Below are 25,554 nucleotides of genomic sequence, written 5' to 3' on the forward strand. Positions count from 1 at the left end.
GCGGCGAGAGGCAGTGCCACCGTGGCACTCGGCGAGATCGATCAAGGCTTCGACGTCGGGGCGCCCTGCACGACGGGCGTGGGCGCTCGCGAGACGTCCCGGCGGCCCCCGGCCGCCAGCAACCCCTGCACCCACTCGAGGAACACGCGCACCTTGGGCGCTGCGCCGCGTCCGCGCGCGTAGAGCGCGTGCACCGGGCGCGGCGGGCACTCGTGCTCGACGAGCACCGCCTCGAGCGCGCCGCTCGCGAGGTCTTCGGCGACCTCCAGCGCGAACATGTACACGAGGCCGTGCCCGGCGAGCGCGGCTTCGCGCTGCGCGTCGGTGCTGTTCGTATGAAGGCGCCCCTTCACGTCCATCGTGCGGCCGTCGCGGAACGGCCATGGCAGCGGTGCGCCGTCCACGAGGAAGCCGATGGTCGTGTGCTCGCCGAGCTCGTCGGGCGTGTGCGGCCGACCTCGCCGCGCGAAGTAGCTGGGCGCGCCGACGATCGCCAGGCGCAGCTCGCCGAGCGTTCGCGAGACCAGCTCGCTCGGTCGCGGCGCGGCCATGCGCAGCGTGACGTCGATGCCCTCGGCGACCGGATCGATGAGGTGGTCGCGCGCAGTGAGATCGACCGAGAGATCGGGATAGGCGTCGAGGAACGAGGGGAGCGCGCGGCTCAAGAGGAAGCGCGAGACCGAGACCGGCGCGTCGACGCGGATCCGACCGCGCGGCGCCGCGCGCGCGCGCCCGATCGTCGCTTCGGCCTCGGCGAGATCGGCGAGGATGCGCGTGCAGCGCGCGTGGTAGGCGGCGCCTTCGTCGGTGAGCGCGAGGCTCCGCGTGGTGCGCTGGAGGAGCCGCACGCCGAGCCGCTGCTCGAGCCGGCCGACGACGCGGCTCACGCCCGAGGGCGTCAGGCCGAGCGATCGCGCGGCCCGCGTGAAGCTGCGCGCGTCGACGACGCGGACGAACACCTCGATCTCGCCGAACGCGCTCACGCGCTCACCCTGGGCAATTCGTGACGCGGCGGCAACGGTGCGATGCGCCGCGGCTCGCTACTCGGGGCCTGCGGCAACCGCCAGAGTCGCTCGCATGAACGACGTTTCCTCTCGACTCGATCTCGTCCTCTCGCGCGCGGTCCGCGAGCAGCGTGTGGTCGGCGCGATCGCGCGCGTGGTGCGACGCGGCGAGGTGATCTATCGCCGGGCCGTGGGCCTCGCCGATCGCGAGGCGGGCCGCGCGATGACGCCCGAGACGCCGCACCGGTTGGCGTCGCTCACCAAGCCCGTGACCTCCGTCGCGGCGCTCGCGCTCGTGGAGCGCGGGGTGCTCGCGCTCGAGGCGCCGGTCACGCGCTGGCTGCCCGACTTCCGTCCGCGCTTCGGAGAGGCGACGCCGGCGATCACGCTCCACCAGCTGCTCACGCACACCAGCGGTCTCGGCTACGGGTTCCTCGAGGCGCCCGACGGTCCGTACCACCGCGCGCGCGTGTCGGACGGGCTCGATCAGCCGGGGCTCTCGATCGACGAGAACTTGAGGAGGCTCGCGGGCGTGCCGCTGCGCGCGTCGCCGGGCACCGAGTTCCACTACTCGCTCTCGAGCGACGTCCTCGGCGCGGTCATCGAGCGCGCCACCGGCGCGCGGCTGCCCGAGGTGATCGCCGAGCTCGTGACCGGGCCCCTGGGTCTCGAGACGCTCGGGTTCCGTGCGCTCGAGGGGCTCGCGGTTCCCTACGCCGAGGGCAAGCCGCCGTTCGTGATCCGCGAAGACGAGCCGGTGACGTTCTTCGGGCCGTTCGCGGTGTCGTTCGCACCGCGGCGTGCGCTCGTCCCGAGCTCGTACGCGTCGGGCGGCGCGGGGATGACCGGGACGATCGACGAGTTCGGGAAGCTCCTCGAGGCGCTGCGGATGGCGGCGCTGCCGTCGCTGTCGCGCGCGTCGATCGAGACGATGTGGAGCGATCGGATCGCGCCGATCGATTCGCCGACCCTCGGTGAGGGATACGGGTACGGCTACGGCGCGTCGGTGCTCCGCGATCCGGTCGCCGCGCGCTCGCCGCTCTCACGCGGGGCAGTGCGGTGGGGCGGCGCGTACGGTCACTCGTGGTTCGTGGATCGCGCGAGCGAGACGTCGTCGGTGCTGCTCACGAACACGGCGTTCGAGGGGATGACGGGGCGGCTGCGCGACGAGGTGGAAGAGGCGGTGATCGGAGGGTGAGCTCGGCGTCGACGGGCGCCTGCTCGATCGGGCTCCCGCGCCATGCGCTCGCTCTTCTTCGTCGCCATCGCTGACCCCGTGGTGAACGAGCGCGATGTCGCCGCCGCTCACGGCGCGACGATGCGGCCCGGCGCGCCGTTGAGCCCGTCGAGCGTGTGGCATCCGTTGCAGTCGCCGTTGCGCTGGGGCGTGCCCATCGCGCGCTCGCGACCCTGGTAGCGAACGCGCGCGGTGTACGGCGCCGCGATCGCCGTCGAGGAGCGGAAGTTGCCGACCCCGTTCGCCTGGATCGTCGTGACCACCCCGTTCGCGTCGGTGATCTCGACCACGAGCGGCTCGTCGGCGCTGCCCGCGAGCCCGTTGCAGTCGGTGGGCTCGTGCGCGCTCGGGAACACGGTGCCGGCGATCGTGAGGCGCGGTCCGTCGCCGCGGCTCGTGTGGCACGCGATGCACGCGGCGCCCGGGTGCATCTGCGACGAGCCGTTGTCGCCGCTCGTCCAGAACGTGCCCGACGTGCAGACCTCGGGCGTGTCGAAGGGATCGGTCGGGCCGGGCCCGGGATCGACGCACTCCTCGCGCGGTGCGCCCGCGGCGAGCCAGTCGTCGAGCGCGGTGAGATCGGCGACGCGCGGCGCCGGCGCGGGCGGCATCGGGCGCGCGTCGTCGCGCATGCGCTGCGCCGAGAGCGCCGCGATCGTGAGCCCCGCGAAGCGCGAGGGCGCAACGAGATGGTCGTAGGCGACGAGCGGCATCGGCGCGCCGCCGACCGGCGTGCTCGCGTGGCAGCCGACGCACGGCGCGAGCACCGCGACGACCTCGCACGGGATGCCGCCCTCGGCCGGCGCGCTCGCGTCGACGACGGCGTCGGGTCCGGAGTCACCGGGAGGACCGTCGTCCCCAGCGTCGCCCGGAGCGCTCCGTGCGGCGTCGATCGGAGCAACGATCGCGGCGTCGCGCGCGCCGGCGTCGAAGCCGCTCTGTGGATCGCCTGGGAGCGTCCCGCTGATCTCGCCCACGCACGCGCCGAGGACCAGCGCGCCGACTCCGATCGACCACCCACTTCGCGTCGCCATGCGCGCGCACCCAGCAACAACGATGCTCACGAGCACGCGCGGACTCTCGACCCCGGCGCGCTCGCACTACACTGCCGGCGTGCTCCGATCTCTCCTCGCGCTCGCCATCGCGCTCGTGCTGATCCCGAGCGTCGCTCGCGCGCAGTCCGCGTCGTACGGCCAGTACCTCGTGGTGCTCGACGACTCGGGCTCGATGGACGGCAGCGATCCGCGCCGCCTCGCGCCGCTCGCCGCGCTCGCGCTCGCGGCAGCGCTCGAGGACGGCGATCAGGTGATGCTCGTCGGGCTCAACGAGCTCGCGTCGGGGGCGATCACCTCGCCGCGCTTCGTGTCGCCGCGCGAGCTGCTGCCCGAGCGTGCACAGGAAGGGGCGCGACCGATCGCCGGAGATCGGGTGCAGCGCCTCGAGCAGCACCAGGGCCAGACCCCGTGTCGCGCCGCGCTCGAGGCCGCGCGCGCGCTGCTCGAGCCCGCCGCGTCGGCGGGCGCACCGCAGACGCTCCTGATGCTCACCGACGGCGCGTGCAACGGCGGCGCGGTCGAGCCGGCCGAGCGCTGGCTCGCGTCGCTGCGCGCGCACCGCGAAGGTCGCTTCCGCTTCGTGCTCCTGATGCGCCAGGGCCCGGAGCGCATCGATCGCACGCTCGAGAGCTACGGGCGCCACACCGGATGGCAGGGCGACACCCGCGTCGCGTTCGACGCGCGCTCGCTGCTGCGCGCGTTCGCCGACGTGCTCTCGTTCTCGCGTGGTCTTCGCTACGACGAGGGCGGGCGCGTCGGGCTCGAGCGCACCTTCGCGGGGGCGCGCGCCGTGCGCGTGCTCGCCATTCGTGATCGCGGCGAGGGCCCGATTGCGCTGGAGCAGGTCGAACGCGAAGGACGTGCAGTCGTGATCCCCGGCGGCGCGACCTATCGCGAGCCCGCGCACGAGTGGAGCTTCCGCAGCACCACCATCGCGCCGCGCGAGCAGCCCTTCGCGGTGCGCAGCGCGAGCACGGGCGTCGACGTGCTGGTGATCCCGGTCTACGGCCGGCTGCGCGTCGAGGCGGTGGTCGCGCCCTGCGAGCACGAGCGCCCCTCGTTCGACGCGGAGATCGCGGTGCGCGCGGGACAGCCCGCGTGCGCGTTCGCGCGCCTGGTGGGCGACACCGGCGAGACGATCGTGCCCGCGCGCTCGTTCGACTTCGGCATCGAGCTCTGCGAGACGAGCGAGTGCACCTCACCGAGCCCGATGCAGCCGGGCGACGACGGCGTGTTCCACGCGCAGCTCGGCGCCGAGCTCGCGCGCGGCCGTCACGAGCGCACGTTCCGCGCGCGCGGTGGCGCCCTCGCCGCGCCGGTGATCGCGACGCGCGGCTTCGCGGCGATGAGCTTCGGCGTGCAGCGCGTCACCCGCGACGAGCGAGCGGTCTCGTCGATCGATCTCGGCGAGCTGCCGCGCGCGGTCTCCGAGGATCTCACGCTGCGCTACGAAGGCAGCTTCCCCGCGGGCACCCGCGCGCGCGTGCGCTGCGAGGTCGAGGGCGCGGAGGCGCTCGCGTCGTGCGTCGAGTGCGCGCTGCCCGAGGGCGACACGGTGTCGCTGCAGGACGCGTTCACGATCCACGCGACGGTGCGCGGGCGCGCGTTCTGTCCGCGCGCGAGCGAAGGCGACGCGGCGCCGCGCCCGATCCGCATGCGCCTGGTGGTCGAGCCCGAGGCGAGCGATCAGGTCGGCGCGCACTCGCTCCCGATCGACGCGACGCTGCGCTACGCGGCGGTGCCCCCGCTCGCGATGGAGCTCACGGCGGGCGAGACGATCGAGCACGAGGTGCGGGTGCCCGGGCCGGTCGCGGAGAGCGCGGTCGACGTGCACGTCGAGGGCGCGGGCGACGACATCGAGGCGGCCGCGGTGACGCCCCACGCGCAGCTCGGCGCGGGCGAGGATCGGATGGTCGCGATCACGCTGCGCGCGAGCGCGAGCGACTGCTGCGGCGCGGGCCCGCGCGACGCGACGCTGGTGCTCGTCGCCGACGATCGCAGCGAGCTGCGAGTGCCGCTGCGCATCGAGGTGCGTCCGCCGTCGTTCTGGACGTGCCCGGGCAAGCAGATCGCGATGGCGATCGCGGCGCTGCTCGCGCTCGTCTTCGTGATCTGGTTGGTGCACGGCGTGGTCTCGCCCGCGCGCTTCGATCCCGGCGCGCTCCTGCTCAGCGCGTCGAGCCACGACGAGCTGCTCTCGATGCGCGAGGGCGACGACGGATGGCGTCACCTCCGTCGCTTCACCGAGGCACAGCGCGGCTTCCGTCGCCCCGCCGCGGTGTGGCTCGGCGGACCGCGCGCGCCGCTGCCCTCGCTCAAGCGGCAGCCCGCCGACGGACGCATCGAGGCCCAGCCCGGCGGTGGCGCGTCGCTCGTCGTGACCGGCCCGGGCATCGAGCGATGGAACGACGCGGAGAGCCGCTACGTCGAGATCGAGCGCGGCACGCACCCGGTGCCCTCGCGCGTGCGCATCAAGCGCGGCGAGGAGCTCTTCCTCGAGTTCAGAAGGTGACCTGCGCACGTGCTCGTGCCCTCGGCGAGCACGAGCACGCGCGCCGCGATCACGGCCGCCAGCGCAGCTCTTCCACGAGCGTCGGCAGCCTCTCGCGATACCGCTCCTCGGTGCGCCGCGCCTCCGCGACGTGACCCTCGCGCACGCGCCCGAAGTGATGGCGCAGCTTCACCTCCATGCGGTCGGCCGCCAGATCGAACGCCGCGATCGCATCGGGATCGCGCTCCTTCACCACCACGACGCCGAGGCCGCTCAGGGTGACCTGGATGCGGCACTCGTGGTCGACACCACCCTTCGGTCCGTTGAGGTCCTCGAGCATCACGTGGATGCGCTCGATCGAAGGGGCGAACTTCGCGAGCTTCTGCCCGAGCCGCTCGCGCACGTACTCGCGATGGTGCGCCTCGATCGCGACGTGATGACCGCGCACCGTGACCGGCGTCTTGCTCGTCGGCGTCCGACCCGCGACGCGCTTCTCGGGGCGAGGCAGCGCCTCGGGCATCGTGGTGCGCTCGAAGTCCTGGGGATCGTGCTTCATGGAGTTACCTCGTCGAGCGCTGCGCATGCAGTCCGTCGCCGCGCAGCGACGTGGCGATCTGGTGCAGGCCGCGATCCAGCGCGCCGCACCCACGAACGCGCGGGCACGCCCGCGACACGGCCGAGAAGTGCGGCGATGCGCCTCGCGCGGGGCATCGGATCGCGCCCGCGAGCGGGCAGATCGAGCGCTCAGGTGCGGGCGCTGCGCGCGGTCTCGACGAGCATCGTGATCGCGTGGCGGAGCGACGCGAACGAGAACGGCTTCTCGAGGATTGCCGCGAAGCGCGCGCGCTGCACCGGCGGGATCGGCGCGGCCATCGCGGTGACGAGCAGGAAGGGCGGCGTGCGCGGACCGAGCTTCGCGCGCACCGACGCGAGGAGCTGCGCGCCCGTCATCTCGGGCATCCAGTAGTCGACGACGACGACGTCGAAGCGCTCCTCTCCGATGTGCGTGCGCGCGTCGGACGCCGAGCGGCACGCGACGACGTCGAGACCCGCTCCGCGCAGCAGGCGGGAGTACGCGTAGGTCGACGCGTCGTCGTCGTCGACGAGCAGGACGCGGAGCTGCGGGGCGTTCGACATCCGTCGACCGACGGGCAGCGTGCCGCGTCGGTCGGGGCTCGCCAAGCGCGGGTGCGCGCGGTGTTGTTCCGGCCACACCGCGCGTACATGCCTCCACGAAGAACGGTCGAACGACGGAGGACCGATGAGTGCCACGATCGGAGCAGCAGCAACGCGCGTCGTGGTGCTCGACGACGAGGAGCGCACGGTCCACGTGCTGGCGTCCTGGCTGGGCAATCTCGGCTTCGTCGTGCACGGGTTCACGTCGGCGGAGAACGCGATCGAGTTCGTCTCGCGAGAGGGCGCGGACGTGGTGCTCACCGGATCGCACGTCGCGGACATGGGCGGCGCGCAGATCGCGGCGTCGATGCGCGATGCGCGCCGCGCGCACCCGCCCGCGCTCGTCGCGATGACCCCGACGGGCGAGAGCGCGCGCGGCGTCGAGCCCGAGTTCGACGCGATCGTGCGCAAGCCCTGCGTGCTCGACGCGCTCCTCACCGCGATCTCGCGGCTCGTGCCTGCACACGGCTGATCCTCTCCAGATCTCGAGGAGAGCAGGAGCCGGAGCTCTGAGGAGAGCAGGAGCCGGAGCTTCTGAGGAGAGCAGGAGGGTCAGGAAGACCACGGCACTGAGCTCGCTGGTGATCCCGACGCGTCCCGCAGTGCGAGAGAGAGAGAAGAGAGAGGATCTACCGCAGAGGACACGGAGGGCCGCAGAGTTGGCTTCAGAGAGTGTTTCTCTGCGGCCCTCCGTGGCCCTCTGCGGTGAATTCTCCGAGGCCGAGCGCAGCAGATGCAACGCGTCGAGGAGGAGACCCATCGACGTGGTCTTCCTTCTCCTCCTGCTCTCCTCAGAAACTCTCTTCGCTCGAGGTCGAGCGCAGCGGGAACAGCGTGTCGACGAGACGATCCGTCGACGTGGTGTTCCCTCTGCTTCCTGCTCTCCTCAGACGATCGTGTCGCGGCGTGGCTCGTCCTGCTCGCGCACGACCGCGCCCGACTCGCGCAGCGCGCGGCGGAGATCCTCGACCGGCGTGCCCGGCGTCATCGCCTTGATCGCGCGCAGGCCCTTGTTCGGCTCGCAGATGAGCACGGGGCCTTCCTCGGCGACCCACACCGCGACCAGGCCGGCGCCGAACGTCGGCGGGCGCTCGGGCGCGCGCGGCTCGAGCACGTGCAGCGCAGGGGCGTCGTCGTCGCCGGGCGCCCATCGCGCGCCCTTCCCGACCAGCTTCGCCCACAGCATCCCGAAGCTCACGTCCTGCGTCGTCACCATCGCGCCGAGCGTACACGATCACGCCAGCCCCGATCGTGCGCGTGGCCCGCACCGTGCACCGACGTCGGCACATGTCGAAGATCCACACGAGGCAGCGCGGCGAGACGCGGAGCCCGAAGCCGCGACGTGAAGACGATCGTGGCGCGAAGAAGGCACCGAACGCAGCCCCGCCCGGCGGCGCGCTGATGGGCCGTCGCGTCGGTCGCAGCTCGAAGGACCTCGGCGACGTCCTGAAGCGCCCCGAGAAGATGCACGGCGACTACCCGGTCGACACCAGCAAGAAGGGCATCAGCGCGACCGACAAGAAGGCGGGCGGCGAGTCCACCGCGCGCCGCAACTCGCGCAAGAACGCGGCGAGCGCGCGCTACGCGCTCGAGGACTCGAAGTCGGTCCCGTCGCGCAAGTCGACGCGTCGCAGCGGGAACTCGCAGAAGGCGGACAACCAGCTGAAGAGCCGGACGACTCGCAACACGACGTCGCCCGAGGCCCGCGCGCGGCGTGCGAGCGTGAGCGCGACGCGCACGCGTGGCGGCGGTCGCGTCGCGCCTCGCACGTAGCGTCCGGTCGCACGTCGTGATCGGAACACCGCTTCGCGCGCCGCGTTCAGGTTTACGCGGCTCACGCAGCGGAGGTACGGTCACGCGCATGACGAACATCCTGCCGGGCGAGGTCACGCCGACGCTCTTCGTCGGCCTCGGCGGCTCGGGGGGCCGCGCCATCGGACGCATCGCGCGGCACCTTCGCGCGCGGGCCGATTTCGGCGTGCGCTACGAGGGCCTCGTCCGCTTCCTCGCGATCGACACCAACGAGGCGGACCTCGCGCGGCTGCGCCAGGGCCCAGGCGCGATCCACAGCACGGTCGCGATCAGCGACTTCGACAAGGTCGAGTACTCGTCGCTGCGCCGCGGGGATCGTTTCGCCGACGCCGATCCGTACTTCACGCAGTGGGTGCACCCCTGGTACCGCTTCCGCGAGGAGAGCGGCGCAGGCGCGGGGCAGATCCGTGTGGAGAGCCGGCTCTCGTTCAACCGCGCGGTCGAGGTGGGCTCGCTCTCGGCGAGACTGAGCGAGATCCTCGATGCGCTGCGGCACCACGCGCAGGGCATGCGCCGTCACGACGCGCCGGTGCAGGTGTTCGTCTACTTCTCGGTCGCGGGCGGCACCGGATCGGGCGCGTTCCTGCCCTTCGGCTATCTCGTGCGCGACGCGCTCGGCGACAAGCGCTCGCGCGTGTTCGGCTTCGCGATCCTGCCCGAGGCGTTCGAGGTGGTCGCGGGGCGCAACCGCGACGGCGTCTACGCGAACGGCTACGCGGCGCTCAAGGAGCTCGAGCACCTGATGCGGCTCGACACCAACACGAGCGGCTCGCCCGACGCGATCGCGTTCCACTACGACCCGCGCAACAAGAGCCGGAAGACCGTCGCGCGACGTCCCTACGATCTCGTGTACCTCGTCGATCGCCCCGCGAGCTTCAGCCTCGACGAGGTGGGCGAGGCGCTCGCGGACGCGAGCTACCTGCAGGTGTTCTCGCCGATCCTCGGGGATCAGCAGGCCGACTACGACAACTACACGAAGGAGTCGCGGGCGCTCTTCCCGGCGGAGCTCGGCAGCGACGGATACAGCGCGTTCTACGGCACGCTGGGCTCGGCGCTGGTGATCCTGCCGCGCAAGGACCTGCTCGAGTACTGCGCGCGACGGTGGAGCGCGGCCGCGGTGCGGCGTTACCTGCTGCTCGACGATCCCGCGCTGGTCAGCGAGTCGCAGCGCGAGCGGTTCAAGCGGTTCGCGCTCGATCCCGCGGAGCTCGACACGCTCTCGCCCGACGAGCGCGCGCGACGTGTCGATCAGAGCTTCGTGTCGCGCATCGATCTGCTTGCGGAGGAGGATCGCGAGGGCGGGATCTGGAAGCGCATCGTCGCGCTGAAGGAGACCGCGGGCGCGAAGATCGCGGCGACGCTCCACGGGATCGAGACCGAGCTGCGCGGAAAGACCACGCAGGTCCGGGAGATCAGCGCGGATCGCATCCTCGACGGATCGTGGACGCCCGCGAACACGATCGGCGCGCTGGGGCGCGAGGTCGAGAAGGCGCGCGCCGACGTGCAGGCGCGACTGGGCACGGTGCTCGCGCAGATCGACGGCGGGAGCTTCTGGCCGGAGCTGCTCGCGAAGGCGGGCCCCGACGGAGCGCCCGAGCTCTCGCCCTACGAGCAGCGCTACGTGCTCACGATGCTGCGCGAGCCCACGGGCCTGCTCGGCAGCGCGGCGCTCGACGAGGTGACGCGACAGATCGCGGGGCTCACCAAGGAGTGCGAGCTCGGTCGCGAGGGTCGCTTCACGAGCGAGATGGACGCGCACGCGTCGACGCTGAAGCGCACGCACGGCGGGTTCGACGCGGTGGTGCTGCGCAAGGACAAGGACTTCGAGGCGGCGCGCGATCGCGCGGTCGCGACGTTCAACGAGCAGGTGGAGCGACAGCGCGCGCTCTTGCTCAAGAGCGCGCTGCACGAGCTGCGGGTCGCGCTGGGGCGCGCGGCGGACGCGCTGCGCGCGAGCTTCCGGAACATCGAGGCGTCGGCGTCGCGCTTGTCGGTCGAGCTCGACGAGAAGGCGCGCCGCTTCGAGCTCGACGGTGGGCACGCGGGCGCGGGCGAGGTGAACGACTTCGCGCTCGACGTGGAGGCGCTGCAGCACCCGAGCGGCAAGCAGCGCTTCTGGAGCTGGTACTACCTGGACCAGGTCGCACGTGGCTCCCTGGGCGCCGCAGGCCCCGAGACCGGAGACAGCAAGGAGATCGTCGCGGCCGTGCAGGACGCGATGCGTCCGCGCTTCGACGAGCGGGGACGTCCGGTGTCGCGCACCGCGCGCGAGATGGTGAGCGACATCGAGCGCAAGCTGGTCGAGGTCGCGGAGGGCGTGCTCGCGAAGGTGATCCTCGGCGATCCGCGGAGCGACGATCCCGCGGAGCGCGCCGGGCTCACGCTCGATCAGGCGATCGCGCTCGAGGCGAAGTACTACGAGCTGCACACGCAGAACGAGGTGCTGGCCGAGCGCGAGCGGAAGAAGACGACGGCCGAGGCCGCGCTGCGCGCGATGTCGCCGCTCTCGCCGGCGTCGCTGTGGGGCGAGGAGAACGTGCGGCAGTACGCGCTGCGCAAGCTGCGCGCGACGATCGGCAAGGCGCAGCCGCTCACGCGTCTCTCGCCCGAGGCGCGCAGCCTGATGAAGCACACCGACATGCTGCTCGTCGGCGTGCACACGTCGCTCGCGGGGAGCGCGCTCGGTCGCTTGCTCGCGGGCGCGACCGAGGGCCTGAGCGCGCAGACGATCGACGACTGGCCGGACGCCGAGCGCCTCGTGTTCTATCGCTCGATCCTCGGCGTGCCGCTCTACTGCTTCCCGCACGTGAACGAGGAGATGAAGGCCTGCTACCAGCGCTACCAGGCGCAGCGCGAGAAGGCGTGGCCGCTCCACATCGACGCGAACTGGGAGGCGCTGCCCGATCTCGATCCCGAGGAGCGGCGCGCGGCGATCGAGTCGCGTCGCAAGCAGCTGAAGGGCGCGCTCGGCGCGCTCGCGATCGCGGTGACGCGGGGTGCGGTGACGAGCGGTGAGAGCGGGCTCGAGCTCGTGATCGGCTCGTCGCGGCTGCCACTCGGTCGCGGGCCCATCGAGGCCGCGGGCGCGCTCGCGGCGCTCGAGCAGAGCAAGCCCTCGATCTTCCAGTCGGTCGTGCTGCCGCTGCGCAGCGCGTTCGAGAGTGGCACCGCGAAGGGCGAGGTCGCGGGCGCACAGAAGACGTGGAGCGAGCGCGCGATGCAGCTCGAGCTGCTGGCCGGTCTCGACTCGGCGCAGAAGCGCGAGTACGACGAGCTGCGCGAGGTCGCGGCGATCCTCGGCGGCTGAGCTTGATCGCATCGCGATGACCACCGCGGCGATCGTCTGCGGGCTCGGTGCGTTCGGCGCGAGCGTCGCGCGTCGGCTCGAGGAAGAGCTGTCGCGCGAGGGCGCGCCCTTCGCGTTCGTCGCGCTCGATCCGTGCCCCTCGCCGAGCGCGATCGCGTCGGCGGTGATCGAGCGGGCGCGCGTGCTGCTCGCGCACGAGCGCATGGTGCACGCGCGCGATGCCGCGGGGGAGGACGGGCTCACCGAGCTGCTCGTGATCCCGATCGCGCACCTCGGCGAGCGCGGACCACGCGGTGCGATCGAGGCCGCGCTCACGGCGATCGAGGAGCGCGTGATCGGCGAGCTCGGTCCGATCTTCGAGCCGTTCCGTACGGGGAGCGAGCGCAACGCGATCGTCGCGCCGATGCTCGCGATGCCGCATCCCCACGGACACGCGGAGGGCGAGGCGATCATCGCGTCGGTGCGCGCGCTCGTGAGCGCGGTGCGCGCACGTCCCGCGACGCGGCGCTGCACGCCGCAGGTCTGGCTCGTCGAGGACGTCGCGGAGTTCTCGATCCTCTCGGAGGGCGAGCTCGAGCAGAACGTACGCAACTTCGTCACGCTGCTGCTGCGCGCGCGACCGGCGCTCGATCGCGTGCAGACGGTGCTGCACGGCACCGCGCCCGACGCACCGCTCGCGACGTTCGCGTGTGCCGTCGCGGAGCTCCCGCGCGAGCGCATCCGGCGCTGGGCGACGAGCCAGGTCGCGCTCGAGCTGCTCGATGCGGTGCTCGACGCGAAGCTCGAGGGCGCGACGTTGTCGGAGGTCGACGCGCTCGAGCAGGTGGAGCTCGACGCGCTCGATCCCACCGCCGACGCCGCGCACGTCGTGCGCGACGTGCTCGAGCGCTACGTGCCGCCGATCGAGAACGACGCGCCGCCGCGCTGGCACGAGAGCGCAGAGGAGATCCGCGCGCGCTACGGGCCCGATCACGGAGATCCTTCGCTCGACGATCCGCAGCCGCCGCCCCAGCAGCCGGTGGGTTTCGCGCTCGAGCGCATGCGGCAGATCGAGGACGCCTGGCGGCTCCTGCAGCGGCGGCGCTTCGACGATCTCGTGGCGCGCGAGCGCGCGGACATGGAAGCGGCGCGCGAGTCGTTGCTCACGCGGGTGAAGGCGCGCGTGGATCGCGAGCTCTGGGGAACGCCGTCGCCCGACGCGTTCCGGCGCACGACCGAGCTCGTCGACAAGCTGCGCCGCGGCGTCGCGATGCGGCTCGAGGACGCGATCACCGAGCGCGACGCGATCGAGCCGACGCCTTCGCCGAGCTTCGACGATCTGCGCGCGAGGCATGCCGAGCTGCTCGATGCGGCGCGCCGCAGGCCCGATCTCGGGCGCATGGTGCTCTGGGGCCTGCTCGCGACGATGGCGACGATCGTGCTCGTGCCGTCGATCCTGGTGGAGCTCGCGGGCGCGATCGATGCCCAGCCGAGCGACTGGTACGAGCCGTGGCTGCGGGCGCGCGCGATCTGGACCGCGGGCACCTTCGGGCTGCTCGCGATCGGAGCGCACCTCGCGTGGCACGTGTGGAGCGCACACGCGGCGACGGTCGAGGCGCACCGCGAGATGTGGGCCGCGATCCGTCGCACCGTGATGGGCGAGCAGCGATCGGTCGCGACGTACTTCACGACGCGCTTGCGCTTGTCGCGCGCGACGGCACGGGTCCAGGCGCTGCTCGCGCTGCGCGCGGTGCTCGATCGCGACGCGGAGGCGCTGCTCCTCGCGGAGCGCGCGGCGCAGCGTGCGCGCGCGGAGCTGCTCGCAGAGCAGCGTGCGCTGGGCGTGGTGCGCGAGGGCGCGCGCGTCGATCTCTCGGAGCTGCTCGGTGGGCGCGGCGAGACGCTGGTCGAAGGGCTCGCGGGCGCGGCGGCAGCGCGCGCGCTGATGCGTCAGCTCCCCGCCGATGCGCGGCCGACGCGCGAGCGCGATCTGCTGCGCGCCCTCGCCGATCGCGAGGGCTGGTCGCGGCGTTGGCGCGACGAGGTGCCGTTCTCGTCGCTCGTGTCGCTGCGCGCGGGCGCGGCGCCGCACGCCGAGCCGGTCGCGGCGTGGGATCCGTTCGCGGAGAGCGAGGACGCGGAGGCCGCGAGCGCGCAGATCGCGTCGTTCTTGCGGAGGCAAGCGCGCTCGCTGAGGGTCGCGCTCGACTTCACGGGCCGCGAGGTCGGCGGCGACGCGCACGTCGTGTACGAGGGCCTCGGCGTGGTCCCGCCCGCGGCCGAGCCCGAGGTCGCGCGAAGGCTGGAGAAGGAGAGCGCATCGGGCGCACCGATCCGCTGCGCGCGCGGCATCGAAGAAGATCGCGCGTACTGGCTCGTGGTGGTGACCGACATCGAGCTCGAGCGCGTCGCATCGCTGCGCACCACGACCGCGACACGTCCCACCGCCGCCGAAGCCCCGCGCTTCGAGATCGAAGACGAAGCCGCCGCCCGCGTCGCGACGCTCGCCCGCAAGCCGCCCTCGCCCCCTCACTCCGACCCGGAGGAGGGCGCGTGAACGCGTTCGAGCGTCTCGCGTGCGAGCTCGCGCGTCTGTCCGCGCTGATCCCTGGGCTCGGGATCACCGTCGTCGCGTTCGTGCCCTCGCTGCTCGTGATCGCGACGTCGTACCTGCTCGGTCGCGCGGCGCGCGCGCTGCCCGGCGGTCGTGGTCGAGCGAGCCACACGCCGACCTGGGTCGCGGCCTCGATCGTCGCGGTCGCGCTCTACGGCCTCGCGCGCATCGCCGATCCCTTCCTGCGTGATCGACTGCATCGCCCCGACGACGTCGATCCCGCGCTGTGGGAGCGCGTCTCGTACTTCGAGTGGCGTCTCCTCGGTGCGCCGTGGGGTCGCCCGCTCGTGCCGCTCGATGCGCACCCCGACATCGCGATCGCGCTGCACGCGATCGTGTGGCTGCCGATCATCGTGCTCGTCGCGGCGCTGCTCGAGCGCTTCGTCGTGTCCGCGACGCCGGGCGGGCTCACGTGGAGCACGAAGCAGGAGGACCTGCCCTTCTTCCATCGCTGGGTCGGCGCGAGCACCGCGCGCCGCGCCGACGATCGCTTCCGCCGCTGGGCGCGCCCGCTGTGGATCGCGATCTTCGTCGCGCACGCGATCGCGGGTTGGCTCTTCTACGTGCGCTTCGTCGCGAGCGAGCCCCCCGCGATGATGATGTGCCGCGAAGGCGAGCAGGGCGCGCCGGTGCGGCCCGCGGCGTACGCGGACGACGACGATCCGATCGAGCAGGCGCGCGACGATGCGCGGCCCGCGCCCGGCGCGTGGGTGCTCGCGCTCTACCTGCTCACCGTGCTCGGCGTGCACCTCGCGACGCAGGCGCGTCCGCCGGCCGAGCAGGACGAGAAGAAGGCCGAGGAGGACACGAAGGCACCTCCGCCCGAGCCCGCGATCGAGCGCCTCCGCGCCGCGCTCGCCGACGCACCGGGCGCCCCGACCATCGCACCTTCGACGCGCACCCCCGCGCGCACCGCCGAGACCGCCGCGCTCCCCGATCGCACCGCTGCGCTCGCGGCCGAAGCGTTCCGCCGTCTCACCGGCGCCGAGACGCTCTACACACACCAGCGCGACGTGCTCGAGCACCTCTCCTCGATGTGGCGCACCACGTCTCCCACCGCGCGCGGCGCGGCGCCCGAGCTGCGCGAGGAAGCGATGGGCGCGCCGTTCCGCGGCGCCGAGGGCGCGCTCGAGCACCCGCTCGTGCTTCTGCCCGAAGGCAGCGGTCGCACCGCGCTCTGCGCGCTCGCGGCGCTGCAGGTCTTCCTCGATCGCGGCGCGACCACGCTGGTCGTCACCCGCGACGCACCCTCGGCGCGCGCGTTCGCCGAGCGCGTGCGCGATGCGGTGCAGCGCACGGCCGCGCGATGGAACGCCGCGGTCGCCGTCGCAGGTGAAGATCTCGCCGCCGCGCTGCTCGCCGAGCGCACCCCCGCGATCGTCGTCGCGCATCTCGAGGCGCTCGAGTCGGACGTGCTCTCGGATCCGCGCACCGAGCCGATCCTCGAGCGCCTCGGGCTCTGGATCGTGCTCGACGTCGAGGGCTTCACCGGCGTGCGCGAGATGCATCTGCACATGCTCGCGCGCCGTACCTGGGCGCTCCTCGATGCGGTGCACGACGCGCCCTACCCCGCGCTCCTGCTCGCCACCGCCGGCCCGAGCGCGAGCGGCATCGCGGGCTGGGCGCGCCACCTGCTCGCCGCGCCGCTGCGGGTCTTCGAGCGCGACGGAGCGCCGCGCCCCGCGCACGCGACGATCACCCGCCGCGATCTGCGTCGTGACGACGGGCGCGAGGTCACGATCGCCGAGCTCGCCGAGGCGTGCGCGCGCGCCGGGCTGCGCTGGCACCTGCGCCTCGCGGGCGACGCGTGGCGCGGCATCGCGCGAAGCACGATCGATCTCGCGCCCGTCGCGGGGCACGTCGACGATCCGCTCGACGCCGAGGTCGTGATGATCGAAGGGCGCTGGCCCGACGTGCGGCGGGAGGCCGAGCGCCTCGCACACGCCGGGCAGCGCGCCGCGCCCGAGGGCGAGACCCTCGTGATCCTCGCACCGCCACGGGGCGACGAGCTCGCGCTGCACGACGAGGCGGAGGACGCGCCCTTCCGCGCGCTCACGCTCGCGCTCCCTCGCGCGGTGCCGCTCTCCGAGCCCGAGGTGGTGCGCCAGCGTCACTTCGATCGCGCGCTCGGTCGCGAGCAGGACGTCGACGCGCTGCGCACGCGCTTCGGCGCGCCCTTCGTCGACGAGACGCTGCGACGCCTCGAGGCGAACGGACGCGTCGCGCGCCGCGCCGCGCTCGAGTTCGACGCGCGCATCGACGACGCGCGTGCCCGCGCGAAGGTGCGCAGCACGAGCGAGGCCGCGATCGGCGAGCCGATCTGCGATGCGTGCGTGGGCGAGTCGACGTCGCGGGTGCGGCTCGTCGACGAAGGCACGCGCGACGTGCTGCGCGAGCTCGATCTCGCGACCGCGAGCGCGCTGCATCCGCCGGGCAGCCTCGTGCTCCACGCGCGGGGTCGCTACCTCGTGCGCGAGGGCGCGAGCGAGCCCGGGCTCCTCCTCGCGGCGCACGGGCAGCCTCCGGGCCGCACCACACCCGACCGTCGCGTGACCATCGAGCCCCGGGGGAAGCTCGAGCTCTCGGAGCGCTCGCTCGGCGGCGCGCCGATCCCGATCGCGCTCGCGCGCGCCGAGGTCACCGAGACGTTCCATGGCATCCGCCGCTACGCGCCGGGCCCGCGCCTCGTCGAGCGACGCACCTACGCGCATCCGCTCGCGAGCGTGTACTCGACCGAGGCGTGCCTCGTCGTGATCGAGCCCGCGCTCCCGCGCGCGGCGGAGATCGCGCTCGCCACCGCGGTCCGCGCGATGCTGCCGTGCCTGCTGCGCGCGTCGGAGGATCTGATCGACGTCGAGATCGTGCGCATCGAAGAGCGCGTCTGCCTCGCGCTCTTCGATCGCACGCCGGGCGCGAGCGGGCTCGCGCGGCACCTGCACCACGAGGGCGTCGGCGATCTGCTGCGGCTCGCGCGGCTCGCGCTCGAGCGCCTGGTCGGTGCGGAGACCGCGCCGCTGCGCGCGCTCTACGACACGCGGGAGGGCGGCGATCGCGAGCCCTGGGACGCGCGCGCCGCGCTGGTGTGGCTCGATCGCGTGCTCGACGCGGCGCCCGAGGACGACGCGCCTGCGCGCGAGCGTGCCGCGCGCGTCGAGCACGTGCCGGGAGAAGGCGCGCCCGGCGATCTCGGTCGCGTGTGGATCGCGCTCGAGGGTCGCACCGAAGATCTGGTGTGGACCCGGCACGCGTGGATCAGCGAGGTCGCGATCGGCCAGGCGCCCGCGGGCCCGGTGCACCTCGACGTCGCGTTCGAGCGCGGCGCGATCGCGCGTGCCCTCGAGGAGGCCGCGAGCGCGAGCGACGATCTCGGCGCGTGGGGCGATCTCGTGGCGCGCGCCGAGGCCGATCTCGCGCCGCTCGCATCGCGCCTGATCGATCTCGCGGGCCCCGCGTACCCCGAGCTCGTGCTCGGGCTCGTCGCCGCGATCCCCACCCGCGCACGACCGCTCGCGCCCGCCGAGCGCGCGCCCCTCGTCGCGCTGGTGCGACGACGCGCCGACGCGCCCGCGAAAGCGCTGCTCGCGCTCACCCTGCTGCGCGCGCACGGCCCCGCGCAGATCCTCGAGGGGCCGCGTGGTCCGTGGGTGCGCGCGACGATCGGAGAGCGCGATCGTGTCGTCGATCTCACCCGCGATCCGCCGCGCGTGGTGTCGTCTTCCGAGCACGCTGCAGCGCGTGTGCACCTCGGCTGACGCGGCGCGTCATGGTGCTAGGCTGGCGCGCCATGAGGCAGCTTCGAACATCGATCCCATTCGCGTTCCTCGCCGCGCTGCTGGTTCCGGCGAACGCGAGCGCCCAGATCCTCGAGCGCGACGATCACCTCCGCATCGGCGCGCACCTCGGGCTCGGCTTCGGCGGTGAGTTCGACTTCTCGGCGAGCACGGAGCTCGGCACCGCGGAGACCGACGGCGACCTCGACCCCAGCGTCGGGTTCGGCTTCCGCATCGAGCAGCCCTTCCTCGACTTCTTCTCGGTGGGCGGTCTCTTCGAGGCCATGAGCCACGAGGCGGACGCCGACAACGCCGAGCGCGAGTGGGCCTTCCACTTCGATCTGCTCGTGCGCATCCGCGCGATGTTCGAGGTGATCCGCGGCGAGCTCTTCCTCGAGCCCTACGCCGCGATGCCGATCGGCTTCACGCTCGGCGTGCTCCCCGCACCGCCGCTGCCGGGCGCCGACGACTCGACGTGGCCGGGGTGGAACATCGGCGCGCTCGCGGGTCTCACCGTGATCACGTCCTCGCGCGTCGGCGGCTTCATCGAGCTCGGCTGGCGGCACTTCGACATCTTCAACGGCGACGAAGTGCTCGGCCGCGACGTCGACTACACGGTCACCCTGAACGAGTTCGCGCTGAACCTCGGCATGATGTTCATGTTCCAGTAGCGTCCGGGCCCTGCGGGGCGAGCGCTCTGTCGAAATCGGCTCGCCCGCCGGTCCCTACCGTCCGCGCGCTTCGCGCGCTCCCGTCCGGGACCTGCGGGACGAGCACTCCGGCAAGCACTCACTCGATCGCCCGCGGATCTCGGATCCGATCCGCGGGCACGTCGGGCTGCTCGTGCACGAAGCCCTCGCTCTCCTCGGGCTCGGGCGCGATGGACGAGGCCATCCAATAGGTCGCCGCGATCGTGAGCGCGAGCACGCCGAACATCGCGGTCATGATCCCGATGCCCTTCGAGCTGTGCAGCTTCTGCTGCCGCAGTCGCTCCCCGCGATCCTCGACGTGCACCATCCCCGGCACGCGCTGATAGGTCGTCGCCATCTCCGTCCTCCACGGAGATCGCGTCGCAGGTCACGTGCCACGACTACGCGCCGATGCGCTCGTCGCCTTCGAGGATCCATCGCGCGCGCGGTGCGCGCGGCGCGCCCAGCGGGCTCTGCCACGTGCGCTCCACGCCGCGCTCGGTCGCGCTCCAGCGCTCGAGCTCGACGCCGTGACCGTCGACGAAGAGAGCCTCCCAGCCCTCGCGTCCGGTGAGCAGACGTCGCGCCGCCGCCTCGGTGTCCTCGGCAGGCGCGACGGTCGCCACACCACGGCACACGCCGCTCGCGTGGAGGAGCACCATCATCGTGATGCGCGGCTCCATGAGAGCACGATCGTACCCCGTTGCGGCGGCGCACGCATCGCCGCCACCCGCGGAGCGCCGTCACGCATCGATGCAGAGCTTCATCTGACCTTCGACGCGCTTCCATTTCTCGGTGAGCGCGTGGAACGAGCGCGCGTGGGTCGTGCCCGCACGCCCCGCGGCGAGCGCGTACCACTTGAGCGCGATGACCCAGAGACGCACCACCAGCACGGCGCGCCCTGCGAGCTCGTGCTCGATGAGCGTGCCGTGCGCGCCGAACACCGGCGCGAGCGAGGCGAGTCGCACCAGCGAGCGCTGCTCGCGCGCCGCCGCGTGACGGAACGCGCGCAGCAGATCGGTCGTGCGCACGCGCTCGGGCACGCCCGCCGGGAACAGGTACGAGTGCATCTCGTCGTCGCTGTCCGCGCTGCCGACCTGCGCCGCGATCGCGCGCAGCGGTCGCATGAGCTCGTCGCCCGCGCCCGCGGCACCTCCGGGCGATGCCGCCCAGACGTGCAGTGCCGTCTGCAGCTTGCCCGCGAGCGCGACGCGCACGTCGACGGGCAAGACACGGGCGGGCGGGCCGTCGGGGAAGAGGTCGCGCTCGAGCGCAGCGCCGAGCGCCTCTTCGCGACGTGCGAGCACGCGCTCGAGCCCGCTCGTCTCGTCGACGAGCCGCCGCACGAGGGCCGGTCCGACGCGCGGTCGTTCGCCTTCGTGGTTCTCCAGGAACGAGAGCTCCATCGTCCGTCCTCGGCCGTGGAGAGAGCAACCTCGGTGCCGTCGTCCCACCCCGACCAGCCGCGCTCGCGGGCTTGGATCCCGGGGCGACGCGCGGACCGGTGGCCGAGGTCGGCCGCGTCCGCCGATCCGCCGGAGAAGCGGGGCACTTCCCCACGCCCACGCACCCTTTCTTCGCGGAGGGAGCTGCGGCAGCGTGCGACCGCGGGCTGTGCATCGCGCGCGCACGACGCGCTCCTCGCTCCACGACCGCGAGCCCCGGGAACGCGACGCGCGCCGCGCTACGATGCGCGCCCATGCGCTCCGCTCCTTCGCTCGCCCTCGCGCTCGTGCTCGCCTCGTGCGGCGCGTCGTCCGCCGCGCCCGCGGCGCAGACGCAGACCGAAGCCGTCGTGATCCCCGGCCCACCGCGACCCTGGGCCGAGCTCACACGCGACGAGCGCACCGCGCACATGACGCGCGAGGTCCTGCCGCGCATGACCGAACTCTTCGCGGCGTACGACGCGACCCGCTACGACGCGTTCACCTGCGCGACCTGCCACGGCGAGGGCGCGCGCGAGCACGACTACGCGATGCCGAACCCGGCGCTGCTCCCGCTGCACCCGACGGGCAGCGAGGGCCAGCACCAGACCGTGCGCGATCATCCCGAGGGCGTGCGCTTCATGTACAGCCGCGTGATGCCCGCGATGCAGGCGCTGCTCGGCGCGCCCGAGTACGACGCGAGCACCGGCGAGGGCTTCTCCTGCTACGCGTGGCACCCGCACGCGGAGTGAGTCAGCGTTCCATCATCGGCAGGCGCGGGGCCGGGACTGCGTGCGAGAGGATGCGCTCGGCTTCCTCGGCATCGAGCAGCACGAACCCGCCGCGCTCCGAGTCGTAGATGTGCGTCTCGCCGGTCGCGACGTCGAACCACCACCCGTGCAGGCGCACGTGGCCCGACGCCTCGCGCTCGCGCACGACGTGATAGCTGCGCAGATGATCGAGCTGCTGGAGCACGTTGATCTGCGAGAGCCGATCGGCGGGCGGGAGCCCCTCGCCGATGCCGGGAACGTGCTTCGCGCGCTCGACGCTGGGACGCGCGAGCTCGAGCCACTCGCGCAGGTTCGGCGCGCCCGCGGGCGCCTTGCCCGAGAGCATCGCGCCCATCGCGCCGCAGTGGCTGTGACCGCAGATGACGATGTCGCGCACCTCGAGCGCGATCAGCGCGTACTCGACCGCCGCCGCCTCGGACACGTCGCCGATCGCGCCGCCCTCGGGATCGGCGGGCGCGATCAGGTTGCCGACCGTGCGGATCGTGAAGAGATCGCCGGGCTCGGTCGACGAGAACAGGTTCGGCACCACGCGGCTGTCGGCGCACGCGAGGAAGAGCGTGTCGGGATCCTGCCCGCTCGCGAGCTTCGCGAACGTGTCGCGACGCTGAGGGAGCTCGTGCTCGCGGAAGTGGAGGATGCCTCGGATCAGCTTGTCCATCGCGCCCGGAGGATAGCTGCAATCACGTCGCGTTCACGCGCGGCAGGATGCGCGCGAGCAGACCGGGCGCGTAGCGTCGCAGGTAGATCGCGGCGACCTCGCGACCGCCGACGTACACCTCGCGCGGCTGCGTCGCGATCGCGCGCGCGATGCGCTCGGCGCACTGCTCGGGGGACATCCCCGCGGCGTTGCTCGCGGCGCGCTCGCCGTGCACCGAGCCGTCGCCGCGCAGCGCGGAGAGCGTGATGTCGGTGCTCACGTAGCCGGGGCACACCATCGTGACCTTCACGCCGTCGGCGTGGCCCTCGGCGCGCAGCGCCTCGAAGAAGCCGTGCAGCGCGTGCTTGCTCGCGGCGTACGCCGAGCGCTGCTGGGTGCCGACGTAGCCGACGACGCTCGAGACCACGACGAAGTGCCCGCGCTTGCGCGCGATCATCGACGGGAGGATCGCCTTCGTGAGCGCGACGACGCCGAAGTAGTTGACCTCCATGATGCGTCGATCGACGTCGAGCGCGGTGTCGACGACGAGCGAGCGCTGCGTGATGCCGGCGTTGTGCACCAGCACGTCGACGTGCCCGAACGGGACCTGCGCGGTTTCGGCGTGCTCCTTCGCACGCGTGGTGTCGGCGACGTCGAGCGGGAGCACCGCGACGCGCGCGGGATCCGGGCAGCGGAGGCGCAGCGCCTCGAGCCGATCGGCGCGTCGCGCCGAGAGCACGAGCTTGGCGCCGCGCCGCGCGAGCTCGAGCGCGAGCGCTTCGCCGATGCCCGACGACGCGCCGGTGATCCAGACGACCTGGTCCTTGGTCATGCGCGCTGATTACGACGGCGCGCCGCGCCTGTCACCCGCGCGGATCGTCGGGCCCGATCACGTCGTGGCCGATGCGCACGCCGTCGCGCACGACGACGAGGTACACCAGCGGGAGCGGGCCGATCGCCTCGAACGAGTGCGCGCTGCCCGCGGGCATCGGCGCGATCTCGCCGCGCCGCACCACGTGGCCGTGCGAGTCGCGGAGCGCGCCCTGGATCACCAGCACGCGCTCGTCGCCGAGGTGCTCGTGCTCCGGGAACTCGCGCCCCGCCTCGACCCGCACGAACCCGGTCACCGCGCTCGCGACCGCGGGGCCGCCCTCCACGTGGAAGAGGCGCACCCCGGGCGCAGGGCCCTCGGTCCACGAGCTCGCGTCGTCGACGCGCAGCAGCAGCGCGCCCGCCGCGCGCACGTCGAGGTCGAGCAGCGACGCGACCTCGCGCTCGAGATCATCGAAGCGGCTCGTCGCACGCGCGCTCGCGACCAGACGATCGCGCGGCTCCTTCCGGAGCATCGCGATCGCCGCCGCGAGCTCGAGCGCCTCGGGCTCGAGATCGAAGAGGTCGTCGTCGCTCACGAGCGCTCCTCCTCGCCGAGACGTTCGCGCAGCGCCTTGAGCGCCGCTGCGACGCGCGATTTCACGGTGCCGATCGGAGCGCCGAGCCGCTCCGCGATCTCGCTCGAGGAGAGCCCTTCGAAGTACCCGAGCACCAGCACGTCGCGCTGCGCCTCGGGCAGCGCGGCGAGCGCCGCGGCCACGCGGGCTCGATCGAGCAGCACGGCCGGGCTCTCCGACGCGGGCGCGACCCGCGGATCGTGGGCGAGCGGCGCGCTGCGCGCGAACGCGTGCGACTTGCGCCGATCGAGCGAGCGCGAGCGCATCATCAGCACGAGCCAGGCGCGCACGCTGGCGCGCGAGGGATCGTAGGAGTGCGCGCGGCGCCACACCTCGAGGAAGACGTCGTGCACGAGGTCCTCGGCCTCGCGTCGCTCCCGCAGGATGCGCAGCCCGAGCGCGAGCAGCGCGCCCGCATGACGGTCGTAGAGCGTCGCGAGCGCGTCGCGATCACCGGCCGCGATCGAGAGCACGAGCGCCGCGTCCTGCTCGTTGCCCGCTCGCTCCGCCGCCGTGTCTCGCGCGTGCACCCGACCTCGGCCGAGAACTCTACCAGGCTCGCGCAGCCGGACAGAGCCCCGGCGCGCTCCCGCGCGCACACGACGTCGGACGGAGGACCTCACGCCGCTCCTACGAGCGACCTCCGCGTCCGGATCGAGGGCGCGCCGAGAAAGAACCAGAGCCCGATGATCGCGTCGAAGATCATGCACCCGAACGACGAGGTCTCCATGAACGGCCAGATCGGGTCGCCGTAGAGGTGATGCACGAGGTCCCACGCCGAGTGCATCCACCACGCGATGCCGATCGCCCGATGCGAGCGCAGGCCTCGATAGGCCACGACGGCGCCGATCGCAGCGAAGGGCAGCTCCCAGATCCCGAGGCCGCCGCCGAGGTACGCGCCCATCGCGCCACCGACGATCACCGCGTTGAGCTCGCGGCGCGCGGGGTCGGCGAACCGCGACATCACGAGGACGAAGACGAGCGCGCCGATCGCTGGGCCGACGTAGTCGAGCAGCTCGGTCGGAAGAGGTCTGTGCATGACGGACCCTGCGCGCCGGCCTACGCTCGGGCCATGTCTGGAAAGACACGTTTCGACGGATTCTCGCCAAGGCGCGGACGTGTCGTCGTCGTCGTGTTCGACGGTGTGGTGCTCGGTGATCTCGCGATCCCCTGCGAGGTGTTCGGGCGTGCGCGCGACCGCGACGGCGCGCTCGGCTACGACGTGCGCATCTGCGCGGAGGCGCGACGGGTCCGCACCGAGCACCTGACGCTCGAGGTGCCCCACCGGCTCGCGGCGTTGCGCCGCGCCGACACCGTGATCGTGCCGGGCCTCGACCGCGTCGATCGCGCGGTCCCCGACCCGACGCTGCGTGCGATCGCCGCGGCTGCGAAGCGCGGCGCGCGCGTGGCCTCGATCTGCACCGGCGCGTTCGTCCTCGCCGCGACCGGCGCGCTCGACGGGCGCGCCGCGACCACGCACTGGCTGGCCGCCGACGAGCTCGCGCGACGTCACCCGCGCGTGCGGGTCGATCCGCGCGTGCTCTACGTCGACGAGGGCACCGTGCTGACCTCGGCCGGCGCGGCCGCGGCGTTCGATCTGTGCCTGCACCTCGTGCGGCGCGACCTCGGCGCCGAGGCAGCGGCGCAGACCGCGCGCGCGTGCGTGATGCCGCTCGAGCGCGCGGGCGGGCAGGCGCAGTTCATCTCGCATCCGCCGCCTCGGTGCGAGTCGCCGTTCGCCGCGCTGCTCGTGTGGGCCGAGCAGCACCTCACGCGCGATCTCTCGCTCGCCGTGCTCGCGCGGAGGGCGGCGATGAGCGAGCGCACGTTCTCGCGTCGGTTCCGCGAGGAAGTGGGCACGACCCCGGCCGCGTGGGTCGCGCGCGCTCGAGTGCAGCGCGCCCAGCACCTGCTCGAGACGACGGATTGGTCGGTGGACCGCGTCGCCGCGGAGGCGGGCTTCGGCGGGGCGACGGTGCTGCGCGAGACCTTCGCGCGACTCGCGGGCACGACCCCGCGCGCCCACCGGCGATCGTTCGGCGCTCGAAGACCATCCAAAGAATCGGCTCGGCCGCCGGTGCGAGCACTCCGGTGAGGGCTTGTATCTAGTGCACCGGCCG

The 25,554-nt window shown here is 73.1% G+C and carries 23 protein-coding genes; 10 read left to right on the forward strand and 13 right to left on the reverse strand.

Annotation, left to right across the window (positions count from 1 at the left end; translation table 11 throughout):
- Positions 1 to 41 precede the first annotated feature (41 nt).
- Positions 42 to 983 (reverse strand): LysR family transcriptional regulator, encoded by a 942-nt coding sequence (locus I5071_RS20615; RefSeq protein ID WP_236607207.1) that lies wholly within the window; start codon positions 981 to 983, stop codon positions 42 to 44.
- 94 nt (positions 984 to 1,077) lie between these two features.
- Between I5071_RS20615 and I5071_RS20620 the strand changes: the two genes are divergently transcribed.
- A complete protein-coding gene (locus tag I5071_RS20620) occupies positions 1,078 to 2,202 on the forward strand; it encodes a serine hydrolase domain-containing protein (RefSeq protein ID WP_236607208.1) in 1,125 nt (374 codons plus the stop codon).
- Between the two features lie 107 nt (positions 2,203 to 2,309).
- On the opposite strand, the gene I5071_RS20625 is transcribed toward I5071_RS20620, so the two are convergent.
- On the reverse strand, positions 2,310 to 3,275 hold the full coding sequence (locus tag I5071_RS20625; protein WP_236607209.1) for a hypothetical protein: 966 nt from the start codon (positions 3,273 to 3,275) through the stop codon (positions 2,310 to 2,312).
- 79 nt (positions 3,276 to 3,354) lie between these two features.
- Here I5071_RS20625 and I5071_RS20630 point away from each other — a divergent pair, with 79 nt between their 5' ends.
- Positions 3,355 to 5,808 carry a VWA domain-containing protein gene (locus I5071_RS20630; RefSeq protein ID WP_236607210.1) on the forward strand — a complete coding sequence of 818 codons (2,454 nt, stop codon included), beginning with the start codon at positions 3,355 to 3,357 and terminating at the stop codon, positions 5,806 to 5,808.
- A 49-nt stretch (positions 5,809 to 5,857) separates the two neighbouring features.
- Here I5071_RS20630 and I5071_RS20635 read toward each other — a convergent pair whose 3' ends face one another.
- Complete coding sequence (locus tag I5071_RS20635; protein ID WP_236607211.1) at positions 5,858 to 6,343, reverse strand: HPF/RaiA family ribosome-associated protein; 486 nt, start codon at positions 6,341 to 6,343, stop codon at positions 5,858 to 5,860.
- A 188-nt stretch (positions 6,344 to 6,531) separates the two neighbouring features.
- Positions 6,532 to 6,924, reverse strand: coding sequence for a response regulator (locus I5071_RS20640; protein ID WP_236607212.1), 393 nt, complete (start codon positions 6,922 to 6,924; stop codon positions 6,532 to 6,534).
- A 124-nt stretch (positions 6,925 to 7,048) separates the two neighbouring features.
- Here I5071_RS20640 and I5071_RS20645 point away from each other — a divergent pair, with 124 nt between their 5' ends.
- On the forward strand, positions 7,049 to 7,435 hold the full coding sequence (locus I5071_RS20645; RefSeq protein ID WP_236607213.1) for a response regulator: 387 nt from the start codon (positions 7,049 to 7,051) through the stop codon (positions 7,433 to 7,435).
- Positions 7,436 to 7,849: 414 nt separating this feature from the next.
- Here the strand turns inward: I5071_RS20645 and I5071_RS20650 are convergent, their stop codons facing one another.
- The gene (locus tag I5071_RS20650; protein ID WP_236607214.1) at positions 7,850 to 8,179 is read right to left on the reverse strand and encodes a hypothetical protein; all 330 of its coding nucleotides are present in this window, start codon (positions 8,177 to 8,179) and stop codon (positions 7,850 to 7,852) included.
- Between the two features lie 71 nt (positions 8,180 to 8,250).
- On the opposite strand from I5071_RS20650, the gene I5071_RS20655 reads away from it, so the two are divergent.
- From I5071_RS20655 to I5071_RS20675, 5 genes are all read left to right on the forward strand, one after another.
- Entirely contained in the window at positions 8,251 to 8,736 is a 486-nt protein-coding gene (locus I5071_RS20655; protein WP_236607215.1) for a hypothetical protein, read from the forward strand.
- Between the two features lie 88 nt (positions 8,737 to 8,824).
- Complete coding sequence (locus I5071_RS20660) at positions 8,825 to 12,082, forward strand: tubulin-like doman-containing protein (protein ID WP_236607216.1); 3,258 nt, start codon at positions 8,825 to 8,827, stop codon at positions 12,080 to 12,082.
- Between the two features lie 16 nt (positions 12,083 to 12,098).
- On the forward strand, positions 12,099 to 14,618 hold the full coding sequence (locus I5071_RS20665) for a hypothetical protein (RefSeq protein WP_236607217.1): 2,520 nt from the start codon (positions 12,099 to 12,101) through the stop codon (positions 14,616 to 14,618).
- Positions 14,615 to 18,427, forward strand: a complete 3,813-nt coding sequence (locus I5071_RS20670) for a hypothetical protein (protein ID WP_236607218.1) — start codon at positions 14,615 to 14,617, stop codon at positions 18,425 to 18,427. Before I5071_RS20665 ends, I5071_RS20670 begins: the two co-directional genes overlap by 4 nt.
- Before the next feature lie 32 nt (positions 18,428 to 18,459).
- The gene (locus I5071_RS20675) at positions 18,460 to 19,116 is read left to right on the forward strand and encodes a hypothetical protein (protein ID WP_236607219.1); all 657 of its coding nucleotides are present in this window, start codon (positions 18,460 to 18,462) and stop codon (positions 19,114 to 19,116) included.
- Between the two features lie 118 nt (positions 19,117 to 19,234).
- Here I5071_RS20675 and I5071_RS20680 read toward each other — a convergent pair whose 3' ends face one another.
- Genes I5071_RS20680 through I5071_RS20690 form a run of 3 tightly spaced genes read right to left on the reverse strand, consistent with a single transcriptional unit; the run spans position 19,235 to position 20,540 of the window.
- Positions 19,235 to 19,492, reverse strand: coding sequence for a hypothetical protein (locus I5071_RS20680; protein WP_236607220.1), 258 nt, complete (start codon positions 19,490 to 19,492; stop codon positions 19,235 to 19,237).
- A 43-nt stretch (positions 19,493 to 19,535) separates the two neighbouring features.
- A complete protein-coding gene (locus I5071_RS20685; protein ID WP_236607221.1) occupies positions 19,536 to 19,817 on the reverse strand; it encodes a hypothetical protein in 282 nt (93 codons plus the stop codon).
- A 60-nt stretch (positions 19,818 to 19,877) separates the two neighbouring features.
- Positions 19,878 to 20,540 carry a hypothetical protein gene (locus I5071_RS20690; RefSeq protein ID WP_236607222.1) on the reverse strand — a complete coding sequence of 221 codons (663 nt, stop codon included), beginning with the start codon at positions 20,538 to 20,540 and terminating at the stop codon, positions 19,878 to 19,880.
- Between the two features lie 293 nt (positions 20,541 to 20,833).
- Here I5071_RS20690 and I5071_RS20695 point away from each other — a divergent pair, with 293 nt between their 5' ends.
- A complete protein-coding gene (locus tag I5071_RS20695) occupies positions 20,834 to 21,310 on the forward strand; it encodes a hypothetical protein (protein ID WP_236607223.1) in 477 nt (158 codons plus the stop codon).
- Position 21,311: 1 nt separating this feature from the next.
- Here I5071_RS20695 and I5071_RS20700 read toward each other — a convergent pair whose 3' ends face one another.
- The 5 genes from I5071_RS20700 to I5071_RS20720 all read right to left on the reverse strand — a co-directional run bounded on the left by I5071_RS20700 (position 21,312) and on the right by I5071_RS20720 (position 24,473).
- Positions 21,312 to 22,007, reverse strand: a complete 696-nt coding sequence (locus I5071_RS20700; protein ID WP_236607224.1) for a carbonic anhydrase — start codon at positions 22,005 to 22,007, stop codon at positions 21,312 to 21,314.
- A 22-nt stretch (positions 22,008 to 22,029) separates the two neighbouring features.
- Positions 22,030 to 22,818, reverse strand: coding sequence for an SDR family oxidoreductase (locus tag I5071_RS20705; RefSeq protein WP_236607225.1), 789 nt, complete (start codon positions 22,816 to 22,818; stop codon positions 22,030 to 22,032).
- 31 nt (positions 22,819 to 22,849) lie between these two features.
- The gene (locus tag I5071_RS20710; protein ID WP_236607226.1) at positions 22,850 to 23,395 is read right to left on the reverse strand and encodes a cupin domain-containing protein; all 546 of its coding nucleotides are present in this window, start codon (positions 23,393 to 23,395) and stop codon (positions 22,850 to 22,852) included.
- Positions 23,392 to 23,964: a sigma-70 family RNA polymerase sigma factor gene (locus I5071_RS20715; protein ID WP_236607227.1), complete on the reverse strand. Its 573-nt coding sequence runs from the start codon at positions 23,962 to 23,964 to the stop codon at positions 23,392 to 23,394. Before I5071_RS20715 ends, I5071_RS20710 begins: the two co-directional genes overlap by 4 nt.
- An 89-nt stretch (positions 23,965 to 24,053) precedes the next feature.
- Positions 24,054 to 24,473: a DUF6010 family protein gene (locus I5071_RS20720; protein ID WP_236607228.1), complete on the reverse strand. Its 420-nt coding sequence runs from the start codon at positions 24,471 to 24,473 to the stop codon at positions 24,054 to 24,056.
- A gap of 33 nt (positions 24,474 to 24,506) precedes the next feature.
- Between I5071_RS20720 and I5071_RS20725 the strand changes: the two genes are divergently transcribed.
- A complete protein-coding gene (locus I5071_RS20725) occupies positions 24,507 to 25,529 on the forward strand; it encodes a GlxA family transcriptional regulator (RefSeq protein ID WP_236607229.1) in 1,023 nt (340 codons plus the stop codon).
- The last annotated feature ends 25 nt before the right edge of the window (positions 25,530 to 25,554 follow it).

This window comes from Sandaracinus amylolyticus (assembly GCF_021631985.1).
Taxonomy (GTDB): domain Bacteria; phylum Myxococcota_A; class Polyangia; order Polyangiales; family Sandaracinaceae; genus Sandaracinus; species Sandaracinus amylolyticus_A.

What these genes read in the sequence shown, in the direction of transcription:
- I5071_RS20620 (WP_236607208.1), top strand. Translation starts at nt 1,078, where the DNA reads ATGAACGACGTTTCCTCTCGACTCGATCTCGTCCTCTCGCGCGCGGTC.
- I5071_RS20625 (WP_236607209.1), bottom strand. Translation starts at nt 3,275, where the DNA reads ATGGCGACGCGAAGTGGGTGGTCGATCGGAGTCGGCGCGCTGGTCCTC.
- I5071_RS20635 (WP_236607211.1), bottom strand. Translation starts at nt 6,343, where the DNA reads ATGAAGCACGATCCCCAGGACTTCGAGCGCACCACGATGCCCGAGGCG.
- I5071_RS20640 (WP_236607212.1), bottom strand. Translation starts at nt 6,924, where the DNA reads ATGTCGAACGCCCCGCAGCTCCGCGTCCTGCTCGTCGACGACGACGAC.
- I5071_RS20645 (WP_236607213.1), top strand. Translation starts at nt 7,049, where the DNA reads ATGAGTGCCACGATCGGAGCAGCAGCAACGCGCGTCGTGGTGCTCGAC.
- I5071_RS20650 (WP_236607214.1), bottom strand. Translation starts at nt 8,179, where the DNA reads ATGGTGACGACGCAGGACGTGAGCTTCGGGATGCTGTGGGCGAAGCTG.
- I5071_RS20655 (WP_236607215.1), top strand. Translation starts at nt 8,251, where the DNA reads ATGTCGAAGATCCACACGAGGCAGCGCGGCGAGACGCGGAGCCCGAAG.
- I5071_RS20660 (WP_236607216.1), top strand. Translation starts at nt 8,825, where the DNA reads ATGACGAACATCCTGCCGGGCGAGGTCACGCCGACGCTCTTCGTCGGC.
- I5071_RS20665 (WP_236607217.1), top strand. Translation starts at nt 12,099, where the DNA reads ATGACCACCGCGGCGATCGTCTGCGGGCTCGGTGCGTTCGGCGCGAGC.
- I5071_RS20675 (WP_236607219.1), top strand. Translation starts at nt 18,460, where the DNA reads ATGAGGCAGCTTCGAACATCGATCCCATTCGCGTTCCTCGCCGCGCTG.
- I5071_RS20680 (WP_236607220.1), bottom strand. Translation starts at nt 19,492, where the DNA reads ATGGCGACGACCTATCAGCGCGTGCCGGGGATGGTGCACGTCGAGGAT.
- I5071_RS20685 (WP_236607221.1), bottom strand. Translation starts at nt 19,817, where the DNA reads ATGGAGCCGCGCATCACGATGATGGTGCTCCTCCACGCGAGCGGCGTG.
- I5071_RS20690 (WP_236607222.1), bottom strand. Translation starts at nt 20,540, where the DNA reads ATGGAGCTCTCGTTCCTGGAGAACCACGAAGGCGAACGACCGCGCGTC.
- I5071_RS20695 (WP_236607223.1), top strand. Translation starts at nt 20,834, where the DNA reads ATGCGCTCCGCTCCTTCGCTCGCCCTCGCGCTCGTGCTCGCCTCGTGC.
- I5071_RS20700 (WP_236607224.1), bottom strand. Translation starts at nt 22,007, where the DNA reads ATGGACAAGCTGATCCGAGGCATCCTCCACTTCCGCGAGCACGAGCTC.
- I5071_RS20705 (WP_236607225.1), bottom strand. Translation starts at nt 22,818, where the DNA reads ATGACCAAGGACCAGGTCGTCTGGATCACCGGCGCGTCGTCGGGCATC.
- I5071_RS20720 (WP_236607228.1), bottom strand. Translation starts at nt 24,473, where the DNA reads ATGCACAGACCTCTTCCGACCGAGCTGCTCGACTACGTCGGCCCAGCG.
- I5071_RS20725 (WP_236607229.1), top strand. Translation starts at nt 24,507, where the DNA reads ATGTCTGGAAAGACACGTTTCGACGGATTCTCGCCAAGGCGCGGACGT.